Raw genomic sequence first — 23,957 nt, 5'->3', positions numbered from 1 at the left:
AACACGGTAACCGGTGTCATTATGTATTGCCCTCAAGTCGGGCGTCTGTCAATAACCATGGCAACGGGAGAGAGACATGCTTGCAAGACTGGGAAAAACCCTGTGCATCGGCGCATTCGCGCTTGCCACCCTCGCACCGGTGCTGGCCGAGCCGCATCCGGCCGACCCCACCCGGGGCGGCGCAGGCGGGCGAATCATCAAGGTGACGACGCTGGCCAAATCGGGTCCGGGATCGTTCGCCGAAGCCCTGGCCGCCAAGGGCCCACGCATCATCGTGTTCGAGGTCGGCGGGGTGATCGATCTGGGGCGCAGTTCGCTCGACATCACCGAGCCGTTCGTCACCATCGCCGGACAGACCGCGCCGTCGCCGGGGATCACGCTGATCAAGGGCGGGATCGATGTGAAGACGCACGATGTCGTGGTCTCGCACCTGCGCGTCATGACCGGCGCGGATGGCCAGGCGCGCATGTCGGGCTGGGAGGCGGATTCGTTTTCCACCGTCGCGGCGCGCAACATCGTGGTCGAGCATTGCAGCTTTCTGTGGGGGGTGGACGAGAACATGTCCGCATCCGGCCCGCGCTTTACCGGCAAGACGCTTGCCGAGTGGCGCGCCGGGACCAGCCACCACATCGTCTTCCGCGACAACCTTGCCGCCGAAGGGCTTGCCAATTCGAGCCACCCCAAGGGCGAGCACTCCAAGGGATCGCTGATCCACGACAACGCCACCCACATCACCTTCTACCGCAATGTCTGGGCGCACAATGTCGAGCGTGCGCCATTGGTCAAGGGCGGGGCGCAGGTCGCGATGATCAACAACCTGATCTACAATCCCGGCCACCGCGCGGTGCACTACAACCTGATGAATCTCGAATGGCTGGGGCAGGACTATGTCACCGGCGAGATCACCGCGGTCGGCAATGTCATGCGCGGCGGCAACGACACCAACGAAGGACTGCCCTTCCTGATGCTGGGCGGCGATGGCGACCTTGCCTATTTCGGCAAGGACAACCGCGCGGTCGACCGGCACGGCAATCCCCTCCCCCAGTTCGGCCGCTATGGCGAGACTCGCGCGAAACTGATCACCGCCAGGGCGCCGCTCGCCGATCTGTCGCAATACCGCATCCTGCCTTCGGGCGAGGTCGAGACATCGTTGCTGCAGACCGCAGGCGCCCGCCCCTGGGACCGTGCGCCTGACGACATCCGCGTGCTGTTCTTCGTTGCCGAAGGGCGCGGCGACATCATCGACGACGAGAGCGAGGTCGGCGGCTACCCCAGGCCTGCCCTCACCGCCGCACGCTTCGTCGAGGCCGAGTGGAACCTCGACACGATGACCCCGAAATCGGGGCAATATCCCGGGCAGAAGGGGGAGAGCCAGGAATCGCTTTCCACCCGTGACCGCGAAATGCCCCAGCGCCAAGCTCGGCCCCAGCCATGAGCGGCCTTCTCGCGCTGCTGCTGCTCGCAGCCCCGCCGATGGCTGTGATCGACGAGGCCGACACCGTGCGCCGCGAGCCGCCGCCGCATGGCGCCATCGGGATGAGCACCGCGTGGCGGATCAGCGACCATGCGCCGCAACCGCGCCGGATGGAATTCCGCCGCCGCACGCTCGATATCGGGTCGGCGATCGGCGAGCACGCAATCGCCCACGACGAGGTCTATTATGTGCTCGACGGCCAGGGCGAGGTCGTCTCTGACGGCCAGCGCGCAACGCTCAAACCCGGGATGACCGCGTATCTTTATGACGGCGCGGTGGTGGGGATCTGGCAGAAGGGGGACAAGCCGCTCGCGCTGATCATCGCCTATCCCGTGGCAGAACCCAGGGAAGCGCCGATCAGCTCCCCGGCTGAACGTAAGGAGCCTTAGCCCAGAGCTCGCGTTCCCAGCGGCGCGGGTCGTTGAGGGCGGTCGCGGTGCCGTCGCCGACGACCAAGGTTGCGCGGTCGGGCAGCCTGTAGGGCGACCACTCCGCGAGCCCGGGCACACCGGTCTTGGCCAGCCCGGCAAACGCCTGCATCATGATGCCGCGGGTCGCGCGCGCGCCTGCATCGGTGCCACTCATGCTTCCGGGGGCATCGAGCGTGCCGAACACGTAGGGAATGTCGTCGGTGTGCGCCGCGCCGCGCAAGGGGTCGATCGGCGAGGCACGATCGAGCTGGTACACCCAGGTCGCCGCTGCGCCCGCCTGCGCCCGCGCATCCGCCTCGATTACCTGCCCCGGCCACGACCGGCCCGCGGTGGTCGCCGAATAGAAGATCTGTTCGGGGCTCCAGTCGGGATATTGCGCGCGGTACTGCGCCACCACCCAATCGACATCGAGGTCGATCTTGATTTCGGGCAAAACGCGATCGGCCAGATTGTCCCACCCCAGACCCTTGAGCTTCGCGCCCCTGGGGTCGATGAACGCGCGCGTCTCCTCTCGCGTGTTGCCCAGGATCATAGGAATGTGGTTCGATTGCGGCGCGGCATCGGGCCAGAACGGGTGGCGCGGCAGGTTGGTCATGTCGAGCACCGGGCCGAAATAGACCGCCCCGCCCATGATCGGATCTGTCGCGGTGAGCGCTTCGACGATGCGCTCGCTGGGCATTGCCAGCAGCCCTTCTGCATCGCCGGGCTGGAGGCCCAGCGCCGCGATCAGCGCCTGCGTCCGCTTCCACGCGTTGCCCGGGCCGCTGGCGACGACCTGCTGGCCGCTCATCGTCGCGGCGCTGTGGAACAGGCCATCTGCTGCGGGCATCGCCATCAAGGTCGCGATCTTAGCCCCGCCGCCCGACTGGCCGAATACCATCACCTTGCCCGGGTCACCGCCGAAACCTGCGATATTGTCACGCACCCATTCGAGCGCGAGGATCAGGTCGAGCTGGCCCAGATTGCCACTATCGGCAAAGCGGTCGCCCAGCGGCTTGAGCCAGGCATAGCCCAGCGCATTCAGCCGGTGGTTGACCGTCACCACCACGACATCGCCTGAAGCCGCGAGCCTGGCGCCATGGGTCAACGGGTCGGTGACGGTGCCGTTGGAGTAGGCGCCGCCGTGGAAATACACCATCACCGCACGCTTCGCGGCAGGATTGGCGTTAGGCGTCCAGATGTTGAGGAACAGGCAATCCTCGGACTGCGGCAGATCCGGATTGCCGCGCTGCGGCGCGATGGGGGCGAAGTCCTGCGCCTTGACCGCGCCATCTGCCACCACCGGAACCGCGCGCGCGAACCTTTGCGCGCGGCCATAGCGGATGCCCTTGAACGCGAGCACGCCCTGCTCGCGCACTCCGGTGAAGCGACCGACCTTTGGGTCAGCACCCTTGGCCAGCGCCGGGGTCGCGATCAGCGCCGCGCCGACGCCCAGCAGCGAACGCCGGGAAAGCTCAGCGCCGGACATCGCCGCCGGCAGACGAGAACGCCGCCAGCTCGCCCGCACCGATCAGGCACAGGTCGCCCGGCAGCGAATGCTTGAGCGCGGCGAGCGCCAGCCCGGTTTCGGCCATCGCTTGCGCATCGCCGCCTTGCAGATATTGGTGCAGCACGCCTGTGGCAAAGGCATCGCCGGTGCCGATCCGGTCGACGATACCGGTGACATCGATCTCGGTGGTCTGGTGCTTTGACGCACGGGTATCGACCCGCGCGGCGATGCGGTGGTGATCGCCGCTCACCACATGGCGCGCGGTCGAGGCAACCAGCTCGAGATTGGGGAAGGCTGCAAACGCCGCATCCACCGCCTCGCGCCTGCGCTCTGCGCCATCGCCCGAAAAGGCCTTGCCCAGCAGCAGCGAGATATCGCGGTGGTTGCCGATCAGCACCGTCGCAGCCCCCACCAGTTCGGTCAGGATCGCGCGCGGATCGCTGTCCCATGCGTCCCACAGCAGCGCTCGGTAGTTGCCATCGAAGCAGATCGGTACATCCGCCGCCTGCGCCGCAGCAACGGCAGCGCGGGCGAGTGCGACGCCATTGGGGCCCAATGCAGGGGTGATCCCCGACAGATGCAGCAGGGCGGCGCCATCCAGCGCGCCTGCGAAATCGAATGCACCCGCGTCGCACTGCGCGAACGCCGATCCGGCGCGGTCATAGGTGATCGAGGAAGGGCGCAGCCCCGCGCCCGGCTCGAGAAAATACAGCCCCATGCGCCCCGGCCCGCGCGCGACGTAGCGGATGTCCACCCCCGCAGCGCCAAGCTCGGAACGCGCCTTGTCGCCCAGCGGGCTGGCGGGCAGCAGCGTCACCATCCGCGCCTCGTGCCCCAGCGAGGCGAGCCCGGCAGCGACATTGGCCTCCGCGCCGCCCACCGCCATCTCGAGCGCCTGGGCCTGCACGATCATTCGCACGCCGGGCGGCGAGAGCCGCAGCAGCATTTCCCCGAAACAGACGACCGCGCCCGCCTTGCTCATCGCGCGAGCCAGCCGCCATCGACCGCTAGGATATGGCCGGTGACGTAATCCGACGCAGGCGATGCCAGGAACAAAGCCGCGCCGGCAATATCCTGCGGCCGGCCCCACCGCCCGGCGGGGATGCGTTCCATGATCTGGCGGTTGCGCGTCTCGTCCGCCTGCAGCGCGGCGGTGTTGTTGGTGGCGATGTAGCCCGGCGCGATCGCGTTGACCTGGACGCCCTTGGGCGCGAGTTCGTTCGCCATCGCCTTGGTCACCCCGCCGACGCCCGATTTGGCCGCGGCATAGCTCGGCACCCGCACCCCGCCCTGGAAGGTCAGCAGCGAGGCGATGTTGATGATCTTGCCCGATCCGCGACTCGCCATATGCCGCGCTGCAGCCTGGCTGAGGAAGAACAGCGTCTTGAGGTTGGTGTCGATCACCGCGTCCCAGTCCGCCTCGCCGAAGTCGAGCAGATCGGCGCGGCGGATGATGCCGGCATTGTTGACCAGGATATCGAGCCGTCCAAGCCCCGCCAGCGCCTCGTCGATCACGCGCCCCACCGGCTCGATCAAGCCGAAGTCCGCGGCGATGTTCACCGCCTTGCGCCCGGTCGCCTGGATCGCGGCGAGCGTTTCGGTCGGCTCCGATCGGCCCGCGACCGCGACATCGACGCCGGCTTCAGCGAGCGCGACCGCAATCGCCTGGCCGATGCCGGTGTTCGCGCCGGTGACCAAAGCGGTCTTGCCTGCAACATCGAAGGGGCTGGCTGTCATGTCCCGTGTCCCTTAGCAGGCCTCAGCCCGTGATACCCTTCAGATACGCCGCCATCTCCTGGTCGCTTGCGTTGGCGTAGAAATACTCGGCAAAGCGCTCGCCTGCAATCGCAGCCTTGAGCAGGTCCTGATCGACGGTCTTGAGCACGGTCAGCATGTCGTGGCAGCTGGCAGCCTTGAGGTCCTTCAGAATACCGCGGTTGGTGCGCATGATCTCGGCGCGCTCCCTGGGATAGCCGAGCCCGCGTTCGCCATCGAACAATTTGCCGTAGACATCGCGCAGGTTGAGCTCTGCCGCCCAGCCGAAGCCCTTGGCATAGGGCATCGAGATCGCGTTGCCGTCGTTGATCTGGCCGAACAGGAACGCATCGGTCGGGTCGATGACGAGTCCGCAGAACACGCCGGGCATGGCGTTGCACGCCAGCATCGATCCCATTCCGGTGCCGCAGCCGGTGACCACGAAATCCGCCGCGCCCGAATTGAGCAGGATGCCGGTGAGCAGCCCGTTCATGACATAGGTCAGCGAGGCTGCGTCCTCGGCGGAATACATGCCGTAATTGAACACCTGATGGCCGAGCGGTTCGGCGACATCGGTCAGCGCTTCGTGGATGATGGCGTTCTTGGCAGCCTGGCTGTTCTCGGTGATCAGGGCGATCTTCATATCTGTCCTCTCGTGTGGACGCTGTCTCGCGTCCCGCATTGCTGTGGCTTGATGGCAAAGACGGTAACCGGTGTCATAGATCGGCGCAACCCCAAACTGGCCCTGCCCCGGCCCGCAGGGTCGTCAGGCGACCGAGGCACGCTCGATCAGGTCGGACAGGAAATGCGAGGGGTGCTTGCGCGCTTCGGCCGGGTCGATAAGCTTGATCGCCGCCGCCTTGGCCATCGCCTCGATCGGCCAGCGCACGGTGGTGAGCGGCGGCCAGATGTGCGCGGCGATCGCGGTATCGTCGAAACCGACGATCGACAGATCCTCGGGCACCGACAGCCCCTGGGTGCGCGCGGCATGGAGCACGCCGGCGGCCATCTCGTCGTTGCTGGCAAAGATCGCGCTGGGCCGGGGTGTCGCCGCGAGCAGTTTTTCGCCCGCAGCGATTCCCGTTTCGAAGGTGTAGCTGCCCTCGGCCATGATCGCAGGGTCGAGCACGATCCCTGCGGTTTCCAGCGCATCGCTATAACCCAGAGCGCGCTCTGCGGCCGAACGGAAGCCCTCGGGCCCTGCGACGAAGCCGATCCGGCTGTGTCCCCGCCCGACCAGATAGGCGACCGCCTTGGCCACCGCCTCGCGGTCGTTGGAGGCGACCATGTGCGCGTCATCGTCGAGCCGGACCGATCCCATGCGGACATAGGTCACGCCCAGTTCCTCGCACAGCGCCGCGAGCGCATCGTTCTCGGAAATCGGTGGCAGCAGCATCACGCCGAACAGCCGCTGCTGGTCGAGAAACGCGCGGACATCATCGAGCATGTCGGGCGAGCGCCGGTTGACCGGGCGGACCACCAGCGCGAACTCGGTATCGCGGATCGCCGACAAGATCCCCTGCTGCACCCCCAGCACCATCTGCGCATTGGGGTTGTCGTGGATCAGCCCGATCAGGAAATTGCGCCGCAGTGCCAGCGCGCGCGCCTGCGGGTTGGGGACATAGCCAAGCTCGGCGATCACCGCCTCGACCTTCTCGCGCGTCGCCTCGTTGAGCAGCGGCGAACGGTTGATCACCCGGCTGACCGTTTTCTTGGAAACGCCGGCGATCCGGGCGACGTCGTTGATGGTCGGCTTGCCGTCCTTTGCCTTCATCACGCGCGTTTCCATTCCATCGCCAGACTACACCGGTGTCAGTGCCCGGTTTCTCCTAGCCCCGCCAAGGTCATCATGGCAATGGGATGCGCATTGACACCGGTTACCATCGCGCTATCCATGCATCCAACGCTCGGGCGAAACACCGCCACTTGCGAATGACACCGGTTTCCTTTACGCAGCCGGTCATAGAGATGGACTTGGGATGGGGATCGAGTTGACGGTGAACGAACAGGCCGACGATGTTGCCATGGCCTTTGTCAGTGCCCGCCGCGAGGCGCGCGCGCTGCATAGCTATCCGGGCATCAAGCCGCAGGAGCTGCAGGCGGCCTACACGATCCAGGATCGCGCGATCGTCATCGACGGGCGCGCGGTGGTGGGTTGGAAGGTCGGACGGATCAACCCGCCGCTCGATGGCCAGCTGGGCGCCAACCGCCTGTCCGGACCGATCTTCGCCGATTCGATCGTCGATGCCGCCGATGGCCATGCGCCCGACATGCCGGTGTTCCACGGCGGCTTTGCCGCCGGCGAGGCCGAGATGCTGCTGCACGTGGCCCCCGGCTTTACCGGCCCGGTCCCCTGTGACGACGAAGGCACCAAGGCGCTGCTCGACGATGTCCGGCTGGGCATCGAGGTCGCCAGCTCGCCTTATCCCGGCATCAACACCGATGGCCCGCTGGTCACCGTCTCCGATTTCGGCAACAATGCCGGGCTGGTCCAGGGCCCGGCGTTGCAGGGCTGGCGCGATCTGGATCTGTGCGCCATCCCGGTGCGCAGCGAGATCGACGGCGAGGTCGTCGGCGCGGCGACCGCAGCGACGATGCTCGACGGGCCCTATGGCGCAGTGCGCTTTTTGCTGACCAACCTGATCGCGCGCGGCATGGATGTCTCGGCGGGGCTGTGGGTCTCGACCGGTGCGATCACCGGGGTGCATGAAATCGCCATCGGACAGGCGTTTACCGCGATTTTCGAAGGCTGCGGTGCCGTGCACTGCCGGGTGGTGGCTGCCACGCCGCGCTAGCAGATCGTTGTGGCGGACCGGCAAAAGCCCGGCCGCCATCCACAGGGCCAAATGGCCAAGGGAGAGTGAAGATGGTTGATGCCCCAGCGACGATCGGCACCCAGACCGGGCCCGCGCCCGTGACCGCTGCCGCCGCCAATGCCGGCCGCTATCGCTGGGTGATCGTCGCCTTGCTGTTCGCGGCCACCGCCATCAACTATATCGACCGGCAGATGATCGGCGTGCTCAAGCCCACGCTGGTCGCGGAATTCGGCTGGACCGAAAGCGACTTTGCCAACATCGTCTTCTGGTTCCAGGTCGCCTATGCCATCGGCTATGTCGGCTTCGGGCGCATCGTCGATGTCGTCGGCGCCCGGCTGGGCTATTCGGTCGCGATCGTCATCTGGACCATCGGCCATATGGCGCACGGCTTCGCCACCGGCGTCGCCAGCTTTGCCGCCGCGCGCTTCGGCCTCGGCATCGGCGAAAGCGGCAACTTCCCCGCAGGGATCCGCGCGGTCACCGACTGGTTCCCGCAGCGTGAGCGCGCCTTTGCCATCGGGCTGTTCAACGCCGGGGCCAATGTCGGCGCGATCATCACGCCTTTGCTGGTGCCGGTGCTGGTGCTGTATTTCGGCTGGCGCTCGGCGTTTTTCATCACCGGTATCTTCGGCGTCGTCTGGCTTGCCGCCTGGTGGTTCATCTATCGCCACCCGGCCGAGCACAAGCGCGTCACCCCGGGCGAGCTCGCCTGGATCCAGCAGGACCCCGCCGACCCAGTCGAGCAGATCGGCTGGAGCCGCCTGCTCAGCGTTCGCGAGACCTGGGCATATGCTTTGGGCAAGTTCCTGATCGATCCGATCTGGTGGTTCTTCCTGTTCTGGCTGCCGGGCTATCTGTTCGAGCGCTATGACATGGATCTGAAGACCTTCGGCCTGCCGCTGGCGGCGATCTACCTGATCTCCGACTTCGGATCGATCTTCGGCGGCTGGATGTCGTCGCGGCTGATCAAGGCCGGGCGCACCCCCAATTTCGCGCGCAAGTCGACGATGCTGTTGTGCGCGCTGGCGGTCACGCCGATCTGGTTTGCGCAAAGCATCGACAGCGTTTGGGCCGCGGTGCTCATCATCGGACTGGCGACGGCAGCTCATCAGGCGTTCTCCGCCAATCTCTACACCTTGCCCTCGGACGTGTTCCCGCGCGGCGCAGTGGGTTCGGTGATCGGCATCGGCGGCACCGTAGGGGCGCTCGGCGGCATGGGCATGGCGCTGTTCACCGGCTATATCCTCGACAGCACGGGCAGCTATGAAATCCTGTTCGCGATCTGCGCCAGCGCCTATCTGCTCGCGCTCGCGGTGGTGCATCTGCTGAGCCCCAGGCTGGCACCCGCCAACGTCTAGGGCGCGCAGGGGCCTCCCAGGCTGCGCAACGTCCGTCCGGCTTTCGCGTATGTGCAACAGGCAATCTTGTCGCACAAAGGACGCGCAGCATGGCAGACACCCGGGATACCAACAGCAACGGCACCACCAACCAGTCGCAGCAGGAGGCTCCGCAGGCGCAGGACATCGCTGAGGAGGCGCTGCACCGCAACGACGACCCCAGCGAGGACAGCGAGCGGGGCGGTTCGGACGGAATTTCGGTGGTGCCGCAGGACGAGCAGGATCTGGTCGATCACATGAACCAGATGGTGCAATCGGGCCATATCGACCGCAGCGCCTTTGACGGTGAACGCAACGACGATGACGAGGAAAGCCCGCTGGGCACGCTCGACGACGCCGAGAGCGACAGCCCCGGCGATGGCGACGTGATCAGCTTCGGCAATTCGGGCTGAGCCGCAAAAGTCTTCCCTCAAGCTTCCCCGTGATCGGCAGGTTACGGGGAAGCGAAAAGGCTCAGGTGTCGCGGCATTGTTTTGGGCTTCTTGCCGCGGATCAACCGGTCCACCGCATCGATCGCGCCGACCAGTTCGGCGGCGCTGTAGGGCTTGTTGAGACAGCCGATCGCATATTGCTGCGCCCCGCCCGGGCAGGTTCCCGTGGCGAACAGCACGGGAATGTCGCGCTCGCTGGCCACCCGCGCGACCTCGATCCCGCTGCCCCCGCGCGAAAGGTTGACGTCGGCCAGCACCAGATCGATCGCCTCGCGCTCTAGCACCGCGATCGCCTCGTCCTGCGTATCGACCGTTGCCACTACGCGATAACCCGCGTCGACGACGCGCAATTCGTTGTCGAACGCCACCAATGGCTCGTCCTCGACGATCAGAATGGTCTTGATCGACCGGGTGAACCGCGAAAACAGCATCGGATGACTTTCGGACAGGGGCTTGGGCGTCTCATGGAAATACGCGGCAGACAAATCTTGCGTTCCCGCGCGAGGCCTTCCTCGTTATAGCAGCGCCCATGCCCCCCCGGAAACCGAAATTCGATCCGCTCAACGACAGCCCGTCGCCGCGCGAAGCCCCCGCCAAAGCCAGCACATCCGCGCTGGGAGAAGGGCAGCGCATCGCCAAGCTGCTTGCCCGCGCCGGTATCGCCAGCAGGCGCGAGATCGAGCGGATGATCGAGGGTGGCCGCGTGGCGCGCGATGGCGTGGTCATCACCACGCCTGCAACGGTCCTCACCAGCCTGAATGGCATCACCGTCGACGGCAAGGCGGTCAAGGAACCCGCGCCTGCAAAGCTGTGGCGCTTCCACAAGCCTGCCGGGCTGCTGACCGCGGCACGCGACTTCACCGGGCGCGAGACGATCTATGATCATCTCGCCCGCGTTGCCCCGGATGCACCGCGGATGATGCCCGTCGGTCGGCTCGATCTCAACACCGAGGGGCTGCTGCTGATGACCAATGACGGCGAGCTCAAGCGCCAGATGGAGCTGCCCGCCACCGGGGTGGAGCGCACCTATCGTGCCCGCGCGTTCGGCGAGGTCAGCCAGACCCAGCTTGAGGACCTGATCCACGGCATCACCATCGAGGGTATCCGCTATGGCAAGATCGACGCCAATCTCGAACGCCGCACTGGCCGGAACGGCTGGATCGAGATGACGCTGACCGAGGGCAAGAACCGCGAGGTCCGCCGCGTGCTCGAGCACCTCGGCCTCAAGGTCTCGCGCCTCATCCGCACCCGCTATGGCCCCTTCCTGCTCGAAGGGCTCGAGCCCGGCGCGCTCGAGGAAGTGCGCAGGCACGATCTGATCACGTTCAGGAACACGTTGAAATGATGGACTATCCCACGTCATCCCTCGCCAAAGGGGAGGGGTAACCATGCTGCGCATCATCGCCGGCGAGTGGCGGGGCCGCAAGCTGAAGACCCCGGCAGGCGACACCACCCGCCCCACCGCAGACCGCACCCGCGAAACGCTGTTCTCGATGCTGACCAGCCGGTTGGGATCGTTCGAGGAGCTGAGCGTGCTCGACCTGTTCGCTGGATCGGGCGCGCTGGGAATCGAGGCACTGTCGCGCGGCGCGGCAAAGTGCGTGTTCGTCGAGCAGGACCGCGCGGCAATCGACGTGCTGCGCGCCAATATCCGCGCGCTTGAAGCCGAAGACCGCGCCGAAATCCGGCCCAGCTCCGCGCTGACACTGGGCCCGGCGCTCAAGCCTTTCGACGTCGTGCTGATCGATCCGCCCTATGCGACCGGCGCGGGCGCGGTGGCGCTCGACAAGCTGAAGCGCCTGGGCTGGTTTGCACCCTCGACCTGGATCAGCGTGGAGACAGGCAAGTCGGAAAAGCTCGAGGTGTCAGGCTTCGAGATCGACGCCGAGCGCGTGGTCGGCAAGGCCAGGCTGACATTGTTGCGGCTGGCGGGTGATGTGATAGACTGACCCCATGGTCAAATACTCGCCGATCGAGTCCGAATTCGCCTCGTCCGAGGAAGAGGCGGCCTATGATGCGTGGTTGAAGGCGACAGTCGAAGCCGCGCTAGCGTCAGACGAACCACTCATTCCCCATGAAGACGTCATGCGACAAATGTCGGAGATTATCGCCGGGCATGAGCAAAAAAAGCGTCGTCTGGACCGCAGACGCGCTTAGGAAGCTGCGGGCGATCACGGATTATATCGCCGAACGAAACCCACCGGCAGCGCGTCGGCTGGAAGAAGCGTTCATCCAGTGCGCGCAACGTATAAGAACTCAGCCGCTAATGTATCGGCAAGGACGCATCGCCGGAACGCGAGAAGCAGTGGTCCATCCGAACTATCTGATGATCTACCAAATACGGGAGCACCAGATCGTTATCGTCTCGGTAGTCCACGCCCGCCAGCAATACCCTTGAGCCTTGCCTACCGCGCAGCCCTTCCCCGCTGCGCCCACAGCCCGGCAAAGCTCAGCACCCCGGCCGCTGCCAGATACAGCCCGACCGCATCCGCGCCGCCCGTGTCCGCTAGTGCCTGTGCTGCGATCGGGGCGAGTGCGCCGCCGATGATGCCGCCGCCGTTGAACGCCACCGACGCGCCGGTATAGCGCACGCGCGCGGGAAACTGCTGCGGCAGCCAGGCGCCCAATGGGCCATAGACGAAGCCCATCACCAGCAGCGCGATCGACAGCGCCACCCATGCCAGCCAGAGCGAGCCCGAGCCCAGCAGCGGCCCGAACAGCAGGCCGACGCCGATCGTCGCGCCGCAGCCGATCATCAGCACCCGCCCGCTGCTGGTCGCGTCCGAGCGATAGCCCGACAGCCCGATCCCCAGCGCGAGGAACAGGATCGCGCCCAGTTGCACCAGCAGGAAATCGACGCGGTCGTGCCCCAAGGCGGTAGTGGCATAGCCCAGCGCAAACGCGGTCGAGAGATAGAAGATCGCAAAGCAGGCGACGACCGCAAAGGTGCTGGCGAAGGTCGCACGCAGATGGTTGCGGAAGAGTTCAGCCACCGGCACCGGCGCGGGCTTGTCGCGCGCCAGCACCTCGGCAAAGTCCGGCGTTTCGCTGATCTTGAGCCGCACCCACAGGCCCAGGCCCACCAGAATCCCGCTCGCCAGGAACGGCACGCGCCAGCCCCAGGCGACGAACTGCGCATCGGTCAGCGTCAGCCCCAGCAGCAGGAACAGGCCGTTGGCGGCGATGAAGCCCACCGGCGCGCCCAGTTGCGGTGCCATGCCGAAGCGCGCGGCCCATCCGGGAGGTGCGTTCTCTACCGCGAGCAAAGCCGCCCCGCCCCATTCTCCGCCAAGACCAAACCCTTGTCCAAACCGCAGGATGCACAGCAACAATGGCGCGACCCATCCCACCATCTGATAGGTGGGCAGGAACGCGATCAGCAGCGTGGATCCGCCCATCAGCATCAGAGAGGCGACCAACGTCGACTTGCGCCCGATGCGGTCGCCGAAATGGCCGAACGCCACCGCCCCGACGGGCCGCGCGAAGAACGCAAGGCCGAAGCTCATATAGCTCAGCAGCAGCTGCGCCGAGGCGCTCTCCGACGGAAAGAACAGCGGGCCAAACACCAGCGCGGCAGCGGTCGCGTAAATGTAGAAGTCATAGAACTCGACGGCCGTGCCCACCAGCGAGGCGGTGAGCACGCGCGCATGGACGCGATATGGATGCGGCTGTGTGATGGTCCCCATAAGCGCGGAGCGTTAGCGCAGCCAGCGCCAATGGCAAGGTTTGGCGCGGATCTGTGCGCACAGCGGGCATGCAAAAAGGGCGGCTGGTTGCCCGCCGCCCTTTTGTGAATGTCGAAATATCCGCGGATCAGGCGGCGATGACTTCGCCATCGGCTTCCGGATCGCGCAGCACATAGCCGCGGCCCCAGACGGTCTCGATGTAGTTTTCACCGCCACAGGCCAAAGCCAGCTTCTTGCGCAGCTTGCAGATGAAAACGTCGATGATCTTGAGTTCAGGCTCGTCCATCCCGCCATACAGGTGGTTGAGGAACATTTCCTTGGTCAGCGTGGTGCCCTTGCGCAAGCTGAGCAGCTCGAGCATCGCATATTCCTTGCCGGTCAGGTGAACGCGGGCGCTGTCCACTTCGACCGTCTTGGCATCGAGATTGACCGCCAGCTTGCCGGTGCGAATGACGCTTTGCGAATGGCCCTTGGAGCGGCGCACCACGGCATGGATGCGCGCGACCAGTTCCTCGCGGTGGAAGGGCTTGGTGACATAGTCGTCGGCGCCGAAACCGAACGAGCGGACCTTGCTGTCCATCTCCGAAATGCCCGACAGGATCAGAACCGGCGTCTGCACCTTGGCGACACGCAGCTTCTTGAGCACGTCATAGCCATGCATGTCGGGCAGGTTCAGGTCGAGCAGGATGATGTCGTAATCATACAGCTTGCCCAGATCCAGGCCCTCTTCCCCAAGGTCCGTCGTATAGACGTTGAAACCTTCGGTCGTCAGCATAAGCTCGATCGCCTTTGCCGTGGTCGGTTCATCTTCGATCAAAAGCACCCGCATGTGCAGCCCCTTTTCGCCCGTGCCATCGGCACCGTTCAGTCATCTGGACCCAAGAACGGATCGACGAGGAAAACATTAACCATAAAAGTTTTGGGGGCAAAAGGTTAATTTTGTGTAAACCGGCCTGACTCCACGAGTCGCGAGGCACGCCCGGATCGCTGGGGCGCGGAAAAGACTCGATTTTCTGCATGCCAACCGACGCTTTCGGTTCGTCGCGTTTTACACAGTTATACCGATATGGTTTCCAATTGGTAACGCTGCGCGGTGCCGCTCATGCCGGCGGAAGCGTCTTGCGCAGATAGTCGATCAGCGCCTCCACCCGCGCCGGGCGATGCGGCGAGGGCGGGGTTACGATGCTGAGCGTGGTATCGTCGAAGCGCCATTCGGGCAGCAGCCGCAGCAGCCGCCCATCCGCCATCGCCGCGTTGCAGAAGAAGTCGGGAAGCGATGCGATGCACAGCCCGTCCAGCACCGCGGGCATCGCTGCATCGGCATTGTTGACGATCAGCGCCGGGGAACCCGCACCTGCAGCTTGCTGCCATCGGGCCCGGTCATCGACCACAGCCCGGGCTGCGCAGCATTGGCATAATGTACCGCCCGGTGCTCGCCCAGCTCGCCCGGGTGACGCGGGGTGCCATGGCGCGCGCAGTAATCGGGCGAGGCGATCATGTACATCTGCACGCTGCGCAGCCGGATCGCGCGCAGGCTGCTGTCCGGCAGCACCGCGATGCGCAGCGCCAGATCGAACCCCTCGTTGACCAGATCGACTCGTGCGTCGGACAGATGCATGTCGATGATGATCCCCGGGTGCATTGCCATGAAACGGGCAACCAATGGCGCCACCGCGCGCAGGCCGAAGCTCATCGGCACCGCGATCCGCACCGTCCCGGTCAGCAGCGATGCCTCGTCGCGCGCCGCCTCCACCGCCGCCTCGCCATCCAGCCGGATTCGCCGCGCATGATCGACCAGCGAGCGCCCCGCCGCCGACAGCGACAGGCGGCGCGAAGTGCGGTGGAACAGCACCGTGCCCAGCTCCGCTTCCAGCCGCGAGACCGCCTTGGAGACCTTGGCCTTGGACAGGCTGAGCGCATCGGCCGCCGCGGTGAAGCTGCCGCTGTCGGCAACGGCGGCGAACACCGCCCATGCCTCGAAGTCCGGAAGCCGCATATCTGAAACAATCCTTTTCCAAACTGGCTATTTTGGAAACGATACCACTGTCCTATCTCCGTCTCAAGCCCAGGCACGGCCGACCATCCGGTGCCTTTTAGAAGGAGCAAGTGACATGATCGAGAAGCGCGACTTTTCTTCCCTGGGCCATGCCAACCATGGCTGGCTCAATGCCCGCCACCATTTTTCGTTCGGTGGCTATCATGATCCCGCCCGCATGGGCTGGGGCGCGCTGCGGGTGTGGAACGACGACGAGATCGCTCCCAAGAGCGGTTTTCCCACTCATCCGCACCGCGACATGGAGATCATCACCTATGTCCGCGCCGGCGCGATCACCCATCGCGACAGCCTGGGCAATGAAGGCCGCACCGAGGCGGGTGATGTCCAGGTGATGAGCGCGGGCACCGGCGTGGCGCACAGCGAGTTCAATCTGGAGAGCGAGGAGACCCGCCTGTTCCAGATCTGGATCATCCCCGATGCAGCGGGCGGCGAGCCGCGCTGGGATGCCAAGCAGTTCCCCAGGGGCGAGCGTTCGGGCAGGCTCGAGGTGCTGGCCAGCGGCCGCGACGAGGACATCAGCGCAGGCGCACTGATGATCCGCGCCGATGCCCGCCTGTCGGGTGCGACTTTGGCGGCCGGCGACAGCATCACCCATCGGATCGCGGACGGCATGTCTGCGTATCTGGTGGTGTCGGCGGGCAGCGTGACGGTGAATGGGGTCGAAATCGGCCCGCGCGATGCCGCCGCGATTACCCAAGAAACCGAGATCACCGTCTCGGCGACCCAAGATGCCGAGTTTCTGCTCGCGGAAACCCGGACCCACTGATCCCCCCGTCCCGCCGCTTCCCCCTCCCGGCGGCGGGACACCCCTTTCAACCCATTCCCTTAAAGGAGACGTCTCATGGCAAAAGTTCTGGTGCTCTATTATTCCTCTTACGGTCATATCGAAACGATGGCCGAGGCCGTGGCCGAAGGCGCGCGCGGCGAGGGCGCCGAGGTGACGATCAAGCGCGTGCCCGAAACGGTGCCCGAGGATGTTGCCCGCAGCAGTCACTTCAAGCTCGACCAGGCCGCGCAGATCGCCACGCCCGAAGAGCTCGCGGACTATGACGCGATCGTCGTCGGCACCGGCACCCGCTTTGGCCGCATGTCGAGCCAGATGGCGGCGTTCTGGGACCGCACCGGCGGGCTGTGGGCCAAGGGCGCACTGGTCGGCAAAGTCGGCGCATCGTTCACCTCCACCGCCAGCCAGCATGGCGGACAGGAGACCACGCAGTTCTCCATCCTCACCAACCTGCTGCACCACGGCCTGACCATCGTCGGACTGGACTATGGCTTCCAGGGCCAGCTCAGCAACGACGAGGTAATCGGCGGATCGCCTTATGGTGCCAGCACGATCGCCGGTGGCGACGGATCGCGCCAGCCGCACGAAGCCGATCTCGGCGGCGCCCGCTATCTGGGTGCGAAGGTCGCGCGCACCGCAGCCAAGCTGACCGCGTAACCTGCCCCCTGCCCGCTCGGCGACCGCCCGGCCATTCCCCCTGCACCCCGTTTTTTGCGGGATTGCAGCGGGGATGGCCGGGCCATACTGTGCCTGGCGAAGCTGCGATGGGGTAACGGGTGTGAACGTTTCGAGGATCAGGCGCCTGCTGGCCCTGGCGCTGGCCGTGCTGGCGAGTCTTCCCGTAGCCGCGCGTGCCGAGTGGCGCGAGGCATCGAGCCCGAATTTCCTGGTTTACGGCGACCAGAGCGAATCGCAGATCCGCGAATTCACCGACATGCTCGAACGCTATCGTTCGGCGATGCTCTATATCTACAATCTGCCTCCAGAGGTCACCTCGCCATCGAACCGGCTGACCGTCTTCGTGGTGCGCGACGACGCGCAGGTGCGCAAGCTGCTGGGCACCGGCAGCCGCTTCGTCTCGGGCTTCTACCAGTCGCGCGCGGGCGGATCGGTGGCGTTCGTACCCCGCGTGAACGACGACAGCCAGAGCGACCGCGTCTCCGATGGCGAACGCCTCCTGCTCCACGAATATGCGCATCACTTCATGTTCAGCGTCTTTTCCGGGTCGCCTCCGATGTGGATGACCGAGGGCTTTGCCGAATTCTATGCCAGCGCCAAGTTCGAGAGCGGCGGTGCGGTCGGGCTGGGGCTTCCCGCCGATCATCGCGTGGCCGAGCTCGAGCTGGCGCAGGAAGTGCCGATCGACATGCTGCTCAGCACCCGCAAATATCGCGAGAACACCTCGAAACGCTACGACTCCTTTTACGGGCGCAGCTGGCTGCTGTTTCACTATCTGACCTTCTCGGATGAGCGCGCGGGGCAGATGGCCGACTATCTGCGGCGGCTGGATGCGGGCGAAGGCGAGGAGGCAGCCGCGGTCAATGCCTTTGGCGATCTCGACGTGCTCGACAAGGAACTCGCCGCCTACAAGAAGCGCCGCAGAATGACCTATCTGCGGCTGGGCCCCGAGCGGATCACCAGCGCCGCGATCACCATTCGCACGCTGAACAAGGGCGAGGCAGCGATCCTGCCGGTGATGATGCGCTCGCGCCGCGGGGTCAACGACGAGCAGGCGAAGATCGTCGTCGAGGAGGCGCGACAGGCCGCAGCTCCCTATGCCGACGATCCGTTCGTGCAGACCGCACTGGCAGAAGCCGAGTTCGACGCCGGCAACACCGCCGAGGCACTGGCAGCTGCCGACCGGGCGCTGGCCAGGGACCCGCGCGCGATGAATGCGCTGATCCAGAAGATGTATGCTCTGTTCCGCCAGGCCGAGCAGGGCGATGCCAGATTGTGGCCCAAGGTCCGCGCTGCGGTCGCCGCGGCCAACCGGGTGGAAAACGACAATCCCCTGCCGCTGAGCTATTTCTACCGGACCTATGCGGCAGAGGGCAAGACACCGCCACCGGTCGCGATCCAGGGGCTGGAGCGTGCACTTGCGCTGGCGCCTTATGACATCGGCTTGCGGATGACCCTGGCGCAGTACCAGATCGGCAGCGGCCAGAAGGAGCGCGCCCAAAGGACGCTGGCGCCGCTGATCAACCATCCGCACAACACACGGCTGGCAGAGAACGCGCGCGCGCTGATCGAGGGGCGCGTGCCGCCTGCTTCGAAAGAGGATGAAGACGACACCGCATCCTGATACGCTCCGCTGCCAAAACCAGGGAGAGTTGCATGTCGCATCGGTCGTCGCTTCATATCGCATTGTCCGTAGCCGCGCTGGCGCTGATCGCGGGCCTGGCCCCGGCGCAGGCCCAGGCCGACACCCAGCCCCCTATGCGACCCGGCTTCCATTCCGGCAGCGTGATCACCGGCTTTGGCCCGGTCGCGACGGTGGAGGGGCGCGAGCCCTTGCCTGCAAATGCCACGTTCAGCGTTGCCTTCGATGTCGCGGAGGCCGCCAAGCCGGGTGCCATCAACCGCACGCTGGAAAGCGCGGCGCGGTTCATCAACATGCACGCAGAGGCAGGCGTCCCGCGCGACGCGGTGCGGGTCGCGGTGGTGGTGCACGGCCCGGCGAGCTTCGATCTCACCAACGCTGGAGCCTATGCCAGAAAGCATGACGGCGCGACCAACGCCAATCTCGCAGCGATCGCCGCGCTGATCGACAACGGCGTCGAGATCCATCTGTGCGGGCAGAGCGCTGCGGGGCAAGGGATTGCCCGCAGCGACCTTGCCCCCGGGGTCAGGATGCAGCTGTCGGCGATGACCGCGCATGCGCTGCTGCAACAGCAGGGCTATACGCTCAATCCCTTCTGAGCGCGGCCTTGCGGGCATGGGTTGCCGCGCGGGCCGGAACCAATCGCTCCGGCAGATGTAAACTGGTCAACGGCCCCGCGGATGAATGGGCAGCTGCAGGCGGCGCTATCGTCATTGCACAGCCTCATTCCTTCGGGTGCTCCATTCCAGGGTGGTCGCACCGACCTCTCATGCATTTCAAGAAGGACCCATCATGGCAAAAGGCCTCATCCTGTGGCTGCTGGGCGTACCCGGCCTGCTGATCATCGCGCTCTTCGTCTTCGGCATTCTCTGAGCCGCAAACCGGATCGGGGGTAACGAGCCCCCCGGCCTGACAGACCGAACACAACAAACCCGCCGGAATCGCTTCCGACGGGTTTGTTGTGTTCAAGGGCGGTTGCTCCCCGGCAAGCGCCTTGGAGCAACACGCTTATTCCGCGTCGGTATCGACCGCTTCGGGCTCGGCTGCGACCGGTGCCGGGGCGGGAGCCGCCTCGACCTCGTTCGCGGCTGCCATCGCCCGCTGCAGCGCACGCTGCTGGGCGCGGAGCGCTGCATCGCGGCTGTTGGCGGCGATGCGCATGCGGTTCATGCCCGCACCGGTACCTGCCGGGATCAGACGACCCACGATGACGTTTTCCTTCAGGCCGATCAGCGAGTCACGCTTGCCTTCGACCGCCGCCTGGGTGAGCACCCGGGTGGTTTCCTGGAACGATGCCGCCGAGATGAACGAACGCGTCTGCAGCGAAGCCTTGGTGATTCCGAGCAGCACGGGCTTGCCTTCCGCGAACTTCTTGCCCGCGTCGAGACGACCGTTGTACTCGTCCATTTCCTCACGATCGAGCTGTTCGCCCGGCAGCAGGGTGGTGTCGCCGCCGTCGGTGATTTCCACCTTCTGCAGCATCTGACGGACGATCACCTCGATATGCTTGTCGTTGATCTTCACGCCCTGCAGACGATAGACCTCCTGGATTTCGCTGACCAGATATTCGGCCAGCGCTTCCACGCCGAGCACTTCAAGGATGTCATGCGGGTCGGGCGAACCCGAGATCAGGTTGTCCCCCTTCTTGACATAATCGCCTTCCTGGACGTCGATGACCTTGGACTTGGGCACCAGATATTCGACCGATTCACCCTCTTCAGGATGGATCGCGATCTTGCGCTTGGCCTTGTAGTCACGAACGAACTCGATGCGGCCCGAGACCTTTGCGATGATCGCATTGTCCTTGGGCTTGCGAGCTTCGAACAGTTCGGCAACGCGCGGCAGACCACCGGTGATGTCGCGGGTCTTGGCGGCCTCGCGGCTGACACGGGCGAGAACATCGCCTGCTTCAACCTTCTGGCCTTCCTCGACCGAAAGCATCGCACCCACTGCCAGCATGTAGCGGGCAGCTTCACCCGAATCATCATCGAGCAGGGTCAGGCGGGGACGCAGATCCTCCTTGGACTTCGCTTTGAGCGATCCACGGAATTCCACGACCACGCGCTGTGCGATGCCGGTCGCATCATCGGTCTGTTCGATCAGCGTCTTGCCGTCGATCAGGTCCTGATACTTCACGACGCCGCCCTTTTCGGTGATCACCGGCATGGTGAACGGATCCCACTCGGCGATCCGATCGCCAAGGTTGACCACACCATTGTCGTCGACCAGCAGCACGGTGCCGTACGGGATGCGGTGGACCGCACGTTCGCGGCCTTCCTTGTCGACAATCGCGATTTCGCCGTTGCGGGCGAGCGACAGGCGCTGTCCGCGCTTGTTCACGATCGTCGGGATATCCCGGTACTGCAGCGTGCCATCGGCCACCGCTTCGAGGTTCGAGGTTTCGTTGAGCTGCGCCGCACCGCCGATGTGGAAGGTCCGCATCGTCAGCTGGGTGCCCGGCTCACCGATCGACTGCGCGGCGATGACGCCGACAGCTTCGCCGATGTTCACCGGCGTACCGCGAGCAAGGTCACGGCCATAGCACTTGCCGCACACGCCCATGGTCGCTTCGCAGATCAGCGGCGAACGGATGCGTGCTGCCTGCAGACCCAAGGCCTCGATCGTCGCGATGTTCGCTTCGTCGAGCAAGGTATCCTTGGCGATCACGATCTCGCCGGTCTTGGCATCGGAGATATCCTCGGCCAGCGTACGGCCCAGGATACGCTCGCCCAGCGAGGCGATGACGCTGCCGCCCTGCACGATTGCGCGCATTTCCAGCGCGTTCTCGGTACCGCAATCCTCCTGCACGATGACGCAGTCCTGCGACACGTCGACCAGACGGCGGGTCAGATAACCCGAGTTCGCCGTCTTGAGCGCCGTATCCGCCAGACCCTTGCGGGCACCGTGGGTGGAGTTGAAGTATTCAAGAACGGTCAGACCTTCCTTGAAGTTCGAGATGATCGGCGTTTCGATGATCTCGCCCGACGGCTTGGCCATCAGGCCGCGCATGCCGGCAAGCTGCTTCATCTGCGCTGGCGAACCACGCGCGCCCGAGTGGCTCATCATGTAGATCGAGTTGACCGGGGCTTCGCGGCCATGCTCGTCCTTGGGCGTTGCCTTGATCTCTTCCATCATGGCGTTGGCGACCTGGTCGCCGCAACGGCTCCAGGCGTCGATCACCTTGTTGTACTTTTCCTGCTGGGTGATCAGACCATCCTGATACTGCTGCTCATAGTCAGCAACCAGGGCGCGGGTCTCATCGACCAGACGCTCCTTGGAATCGGGGATGATCATGTCGTCCTTGCCGAACGAGATGCCGGCGCGGCAGGCGTGACGGAAGCCCAGGCCCATGATCGCATCGGCAAACAGGACGGTGTCCTTCTGGCCAGTGTGACGATAGACCTGATCGATGACGTCGCCGATTTCCTTCTTGGTGAGAAGGCGGTTGACGACGTCGAAGGGCACCTTGTGGCTCTTGGGCAGGCACTCGCCGATGAGCATGCGCCCAGGCGTGGTGTTGTACCGCTTGAGATACTGGTTGCCCTGCTCGTCGGTCTGCGGAACGCGCGCAATGACCTTGGAGTGCAGGGTCACCGCACCGATTTCCAGCGCCTGATGCACTTCGGCGATGTCGGCCATCAGCATGCCCTCGCCGGGCTCGCCTTCGCGGTCCATCGAGAGATAGTACAGACCCAGCACCATGTCCTGCGAAGGAACGATGATCGGCTTGCCGTTGGCGGGCGAGAGGATGTTGTTGGTCGACATCATCAGCACGCGTGCTTCCAGCTGCGCCTCGAGGCTCAGCGGGACGTGGACGGCCATCTGGTCACCATCGAAGTCGGCGTTGAAGGCCGAGCAGACGAGCGGGTGAAGCTGGATCGCCTTGCCCTCGATCAGCACGGGTTCGAACGCCTGGATGCCCAGACGGTGGAGCGTCGGTGCGCGGTTGAGCATGACCGGGTGCTCGCGAATGACTTCGTCGAGGATGTCCCAGACTTCCTTGCGCTCCTTTTCCACCCACTTCTTCGCCTGCTTCAGGGTCATCGACAGACCCTTGGCATCGAGACGCGCGTAGATGAACGGCTTGAACAGCTCGAGCGCCATCTTCTTGGGCAGGCCGCACTGGTGCAGCTTGAGTTCGGGACCGGTCACGATGACCGAACGGCCCGAATAATCGACGCGCTTGCCGAGCAGGTTCTGACGGAAGCGGCCCTGCTTGCCCTTGAGCATGTCGGACAGCGACTTCAACGGACGCTTGTTGGCGCCGGTGATGATGCGGCCGCGACGGCCGTTGTCGAACAGCGCATCGACGGCTTCCTGCAGCATGCGCTTTTCGTTGCGCACGATGATGTCAGGCGCGCGCAGTTCCATCAGCCGCTTCAAGCGGTTGTTGCGGTTGATCACGCGGCGATACAGATCGTTGAGATCCGAGGTCGCAAAGCGGCCACCGTCCAGCGGCACCAAAGGACGCAGCTCGGGCGGGATCACGGGGATGACTTCCAGGATCATCCATTCGGGACGGTTGCCTGAATCGATGAACGATTCCACGACCTTCAGGCGCTTGATAATCTTCTTGGGCTTGAGCTCCGACTTGGTGGTCTCAAGCTCCTGCAGCAGATCGGCACGCTCGCTTTCGAGGTCGAGGTCCATCAGCATCTGGCGCACGGCTTCTGCGCCGATCCCGGCGGAGAACGCGTCTTCACCGAACTCGTCCTGTGCGTCGAGCAGCTCGTCTTCGGTCAGCAGCTGGTACTTTTCAAGGCTGGTGAGGCCCGGCTCGATGACGACATAGCTTTCGAAATACAGCACGCGCTCGAGCTGTTTGAGCTGCATGTCGAGCAGCAGGCCGATGCGCGACGGCAGCGACTTGAGGAACCAGATATGCGCGACGGGAGCGGCGAGCTCGATATGGCCCATGCGCTCGCGGCGCACCTTGGTCACGGTGACTTCAACGCCGCACTTTTCGCAGACGATGCCCTTGTACTTCATCCGCTTGTACTTGCCGCACAGGCACTCGTAATCCTTCACCGGACCGAAGATGCGCGCGCAGAACAGGCCGTCACGCTCGGGCTTGAACGTGCGATAGTTGATGGTTTCGGGCTTCTTGATCTCGCCGAAGGACCACGAACGGATACGCTCCGGGGAAGCGAGGCCGATCTGGATCTCGTCAAAGGTTTCCGGCTTGACGGCGGGATTGTTGAATTTGGTCAGTTCGTTCATTTTTGGCTCCATTTAAGCCCTCTCCCCTTGAGGGGGGAGGGTTGGGAGAGGGGCATGTGCCCGAGGGAAGTCGCATGACTCCCCCTCTCCCCGACCCT

At 64.9% G+C, this 23,957-nt stretch carries 23 protein-coding genes and 1 pseudogene; 14 read left to right on the top strand and 10 right to left on the bottom strand.

Translation table 11 applies throughout. The features are described 5' to 3' along the window. Window positions 1-76: 76 nt before the first annotated feature. Window positions 77-1,435: a pectate lyase family protein gene (locus tag BSY18_RS17305; RefSeq protein WP_069051312.1), complete on the top strand. Its 1,359-nt coding sequence runs from the start codon at window positions 77-79 to the stop codon at window positions 1,433-1,435. Continuing rightward, window positions 1,432-1,863, top strand: coding sequence for a cupin domain-containing protein (locus BSY18_RS17300; RefSeq protein WP_069051311.1), 432 nt, complete (start codon window positions 1,432-1,434; stop codon window positions 1,861-1,863). Before BSY18_RS17305 ends, BSY18_RS17300 begins: the two co-directional genes overlap by 4 nt. Here the strand turns inward: BSY18_RS17300 and BSY18_RS17295 are convergent. The 5 genes from BSY18_RS17295 to BSY18_RS17275 all read right to left on the bottom strand — a co-directional run bounded on the left by BSY18_RS17295 (window position 1,832) and on the right by BSY18_RS17275 (window position 6,923). Then, the gene (locus tag BSY18_RS17295) at window positions 1,832-3,373 is read right to left on the bottom strand and encodes a carboxylesterase/lipase family protein (protein WP_069051310.1); all 1,542 of its coding nucleotides are present in this window, start codon (window positions 3,371-3,373) and stop codon (window positions 1,832-1,834) included. The two genes, BSY18_RS17300 and BSY18_RS17295, sit on opposite strands and share 32 nt — an antisense overlap. Further along, on the bottom strand, window positions 3,360-4,376 hold the full coding sequence (locus BSY18_RS17290; protein ID WP_069051309.1) for a sugar kinase: 1,017 nt from the start codon (window positions 4,374-4,376) through the stop codon (window positions 3,360-3,362). Before BSY18_RS17290 ends, BSY18_RS17295 begins: the two co-directional genes overlap by 14 nt. Continuing rightward, window positions 4,373-5,131 carry a 2-dehydro-3-deoxy-D-gluconate 5-dehydrogenase KduD gene (kduD, locus tag BSY18_RS17285; protein ID WP_069051308.1) on the bottom strand — a complete coding sequence of 253 codons (759 nt, stop codon included), beginning with the start codon at window positions 5,129-5,131 and terminating at the stop codon, window positions 4,373-4,375. The genes BSY18_RS17290 and kduD overlap by 4 nt, the downstream gene beginning before the upstream one ends. Before the next feature lie 22 nt (window positions 5,132-5,153). Beyond that, window positions 5,154-5,792, bottom strand: coding sequence for an RpiB/LacA/LacB family sugar-phosphate isomerase (locus tag BSY18_RS17280; protein WP_054136286.1), 639 nt, complete (start codon window positions 5,790-5,792; stop codon window positions 5,154-5,156). Between the two features lie 123 nt (window positions 5,793-5,915). Next, a complete protein-coding gene (locus tag BSY18_RS17275) occupies window positions 5,916-6,923 on the bottom strand; it encodes a LacI family DNA-binding transcriptional regulator (protein WP_069052002.1) in 1,008 nt (335 codons plus the stop codon). A 205-nt stretch (window positions 6,924-7,128) separates the two neighbouring features. On the opposite strand from BSY18_RS17275, the gene BSY18_RS17270 reads away from it, so the two are divergent. The 3 genes from BSY18_RS17270 to BSY18_RS17260 all read left to right on the top strand — a co-directional run bounded on the left by BSY18_RS17270 (window position 7,129) and on the right by BSY18_RS17260 (window position 9,754). Continuing rightward, window positions 7,129-7,944, top strand: coding sequence for a 2-keto-4-pentenoate hydratase (locus tag BSY18_RS17270; RefSeq protein WP_069051307.1), 816 nt, complete (start codon window positions 7,129-7,131; stop codon window positions 7,942-7,944). A gap of 71 nt (window positions 7,945-8,015) precedes the next feature. Continuing rightward, window positions 8,016-9,323: an MFS transporter gene (locus tag BSY18_RS17265; protein ID WP_231684117.1), complete on the top strand. Its 1,308-nt coding sequence runs from the start codon at window positions 8,016-8,018 to the stop codon at window positions 9,321-9,323. Window positions 9,324-9,412: 89 nt separating this feature from the next. Next, window positions 9,413-9,754 (top strand): hypothetical protein, encoded by a 342-nt coding sequence (locus BSY18_RS17260; RefSeq protein ID WP_054136288.1) that lies wholly within the window; start codon window positions 9,413-9,415, stop codon window positions 9,752-9,754. A 41-nt stretch (window positions 9,755-9,795) separates the two neighbouring features. On the opposite strand, the gene BSY18_RS17255 is transcribed toward BSY18_RS17260, so the two are convergent. Continuing rightward, the gene (locus BSY18_RS17255) at window positions 9,796-10,224 is read right to left on the bottom strand and encodes a response regulator (protein ID WP_054136289.1); all 429 of its coding nucleotides are present in this window, start codon (window positions 10,222-10,224) and stop codon (window positions 9,796-9,798) included. 98 nt (window positions 10,225-10,322) lie between these two features. Here BSY18_RS17255 and BSY18_RS17250 point away from each other — a divergent pair, with 98 nt between their 5' ends. The 4 genes from BSY18_RS17250 to BSY18_RS20745 are packed head-to-tail and all read left to right on the top strand — an operon-like array spanning window position 10,323 to window position 12,191. Beyond that, the gene (locus BSY18_RS17250; protein WP_054136290.1) at window positions 10,323-11,138 is read left to right on the top strand and encodes a pseudouridine synthase; all 816 of its coding nucleotides are present in this window, start codon (window positions 10,323-10,325) and stop codon (window positions 11,136-11,138) included. Window positions 11,139-11,181: 43 nt separating this feature from the next. Next, entirely contained in the window at window positions 11,182-11,742 is a 561-nt protein-coding gene (gene rsmD / locus BSY18_RS17245; protein ID WP_171900267.1) for a 16S rRNA (guanine(966)-N(2))-methyltransferase RsmD, read from the top strand. A gap of 4 nt (window positions 11,743-11,746) precedes the next feature. Beyond that, complete coding sequence (gene relB / locus BSY18_RS17240) at window positions 11,747-11,950, top strand: type II toxin-antitoxin system RelB family antitoxin (RefSeq protein ID WP_054136291.1); 204 nt, start codon at window positions 11,747-11,749, stop codon at window positions 11,948-11,950. Further along, window positions 11,910-12,191 carry a type II toxin-antitoxin system RelE/ParE family toxin gene (locus BSY18_RS20745; RefSeq protein WP_082382468.1) on the top strand — a complete coding sequence of 94 codons (282 nt, stop codon included), beginning with the start codon at window positions 11,910-11,912 and terminating at the stop codon, window positions 12,189-12,191. The genes relB and BSY18_RS20745 overlap by 41 nt, the downstream gene beginning before the upstream one ends. Window positions 12,192-12,198: 7 nt before the next feature. Here BSY18_RS20745 and BSY18_RS17235 read toward each other — a convergent pair whose 3' ends face one another. The 3 genes and pseudogenes from BSY18_RS17235 to BSY18_RS17225 form a co-directional block, all read right to left on the bottom strand. Then, complete coding sequence (locus BSY18_RS17235) at window positions 12,199-13,479, bottom strand: MFS transporter (protein ID WP_069051306.1); 1,281 nt, start codon at window positions 13,477-13,479, stop codon at window positions 12,199-12,201. A gap of 127 nt (window positions 13,480-13,606) precedes the next feature. Next, a complete protein-coding gene (gene ctrA / locus BSY18_RS17230) occupies window positions 13,607-14,308 on the bottom strand; it encodes a response regulator transcription factor CtrA (protein ID WP_017672249.1) in 702 nt (233 codons plus the stop codon). A 271-nt stretch (window positions 14,309-14,579) separates the two neighbouring features. Beyond that, a pseudogene (locus tag BSY18_RS17225) lies at window positions 14,580-15,475 on the bottom strand (LysR substrate-binding domain-containing protein). 115 nt (window positions 15,476-15,590) lie between these two features. Here BSY18_RS17225 and BSY18_RS17220 point away from each other — a divergent pair. From BSY18_RS17220 to BSY18_RS21580, 5 genes are all read left to right on the top strand, one after another. Then, window positions 15,591-16,301 carry a pirin family protein gene (locus tag BSY18_RS17220; protein WP_069051305.1) on the top strand — a complete coding sequence of 237 codons (711 nt, stop codon included), beginning with the start codon at window positions 15,591-15,593 and terminating at the stop codon, window positions 16,299-16,301. Window positions 16,302-16,376: 75 nt separating this feature from the next. Next, complete coding sequence (wrbA, locus tag BSY18_RS17215; protein ID WP_069051304.1) at window positions 16,377-16,976, top strand: NAD(P)H:quinone oxidoreductase; 600 nt, start codon at window positions 16,377-16,379, stop codon at window positions 16,974-16,976. A gap of 121 nt (window positions 16,977-17,097) precedes the next feature. Further along, window positions 17,098-18,621, top strand: a complete 1,524-nt coding sequence (locus BSY18_RS17210) for a DUF1570 domain-containing protein (protein WP_171900266.1) — start codon at window positions 17,098-17,100, stop codon at window positions 18,619-18,621. Window positions 18,622-18,653: 32 nt separating this feature from the next. Continuing rightward, on the top strand, window positions 18,654-19,238 hold the full coding sequence (locus BSY18_RS17205) for a DsrE family protein (RefSeq protein ID WP_069051303.1): 585 nt from the start codon (window positions 18,654-18,656) through the stop codon (window positions 19,236-19,238). 151 nt (window positions 19,239-19,389) lie between these two features. Beyond that, window positions 19,390-19,512: a hypothetical protein gene (locus BSY18_RS21580; protein ID WP_257785052.1), complete on the top strand. Its 123-nt coding sequence runs from the start codon at window positions 19,390-19,392 to the stop codon at window positions 19,510-19,512. A 135-nt stretch (window positions 19,513-19,647) separates the two neighbouring features. On the opposite strand, the gene rpoC is transcribed toward BSY18_RS21580, so the two are convergent. Continuing rightward, complete coding sequence (gene rpoC, locus BSY18_RS17200) at window positions 19,648-23,859, bottom strand: DNA-directed RNA polymerase subunit beta' (protein WP_069051302.1); 4,212 nt, start codon at window positions 23,857-23,859, stop codon at window positions 19,648-19,650. Window positions 23,860-23,957 lie beyond the last annotated feature (98 nt).

The sequence above is a fragment of the Blastomonas sp. RAC04 genome (genome assembly GCF_001713435.1).
Classification (GTDB): Bacteria; Pseudomonadota; Alphaproteobacteria; order Sphingomonadales; family Sphingomonadaceae; genus Blastomonas; species Blastomonas fulva.
Note: the sequence above shows the minus strand (reverse complement) of the source record. Positions and strands in the feature narration are given on the sequence as shown.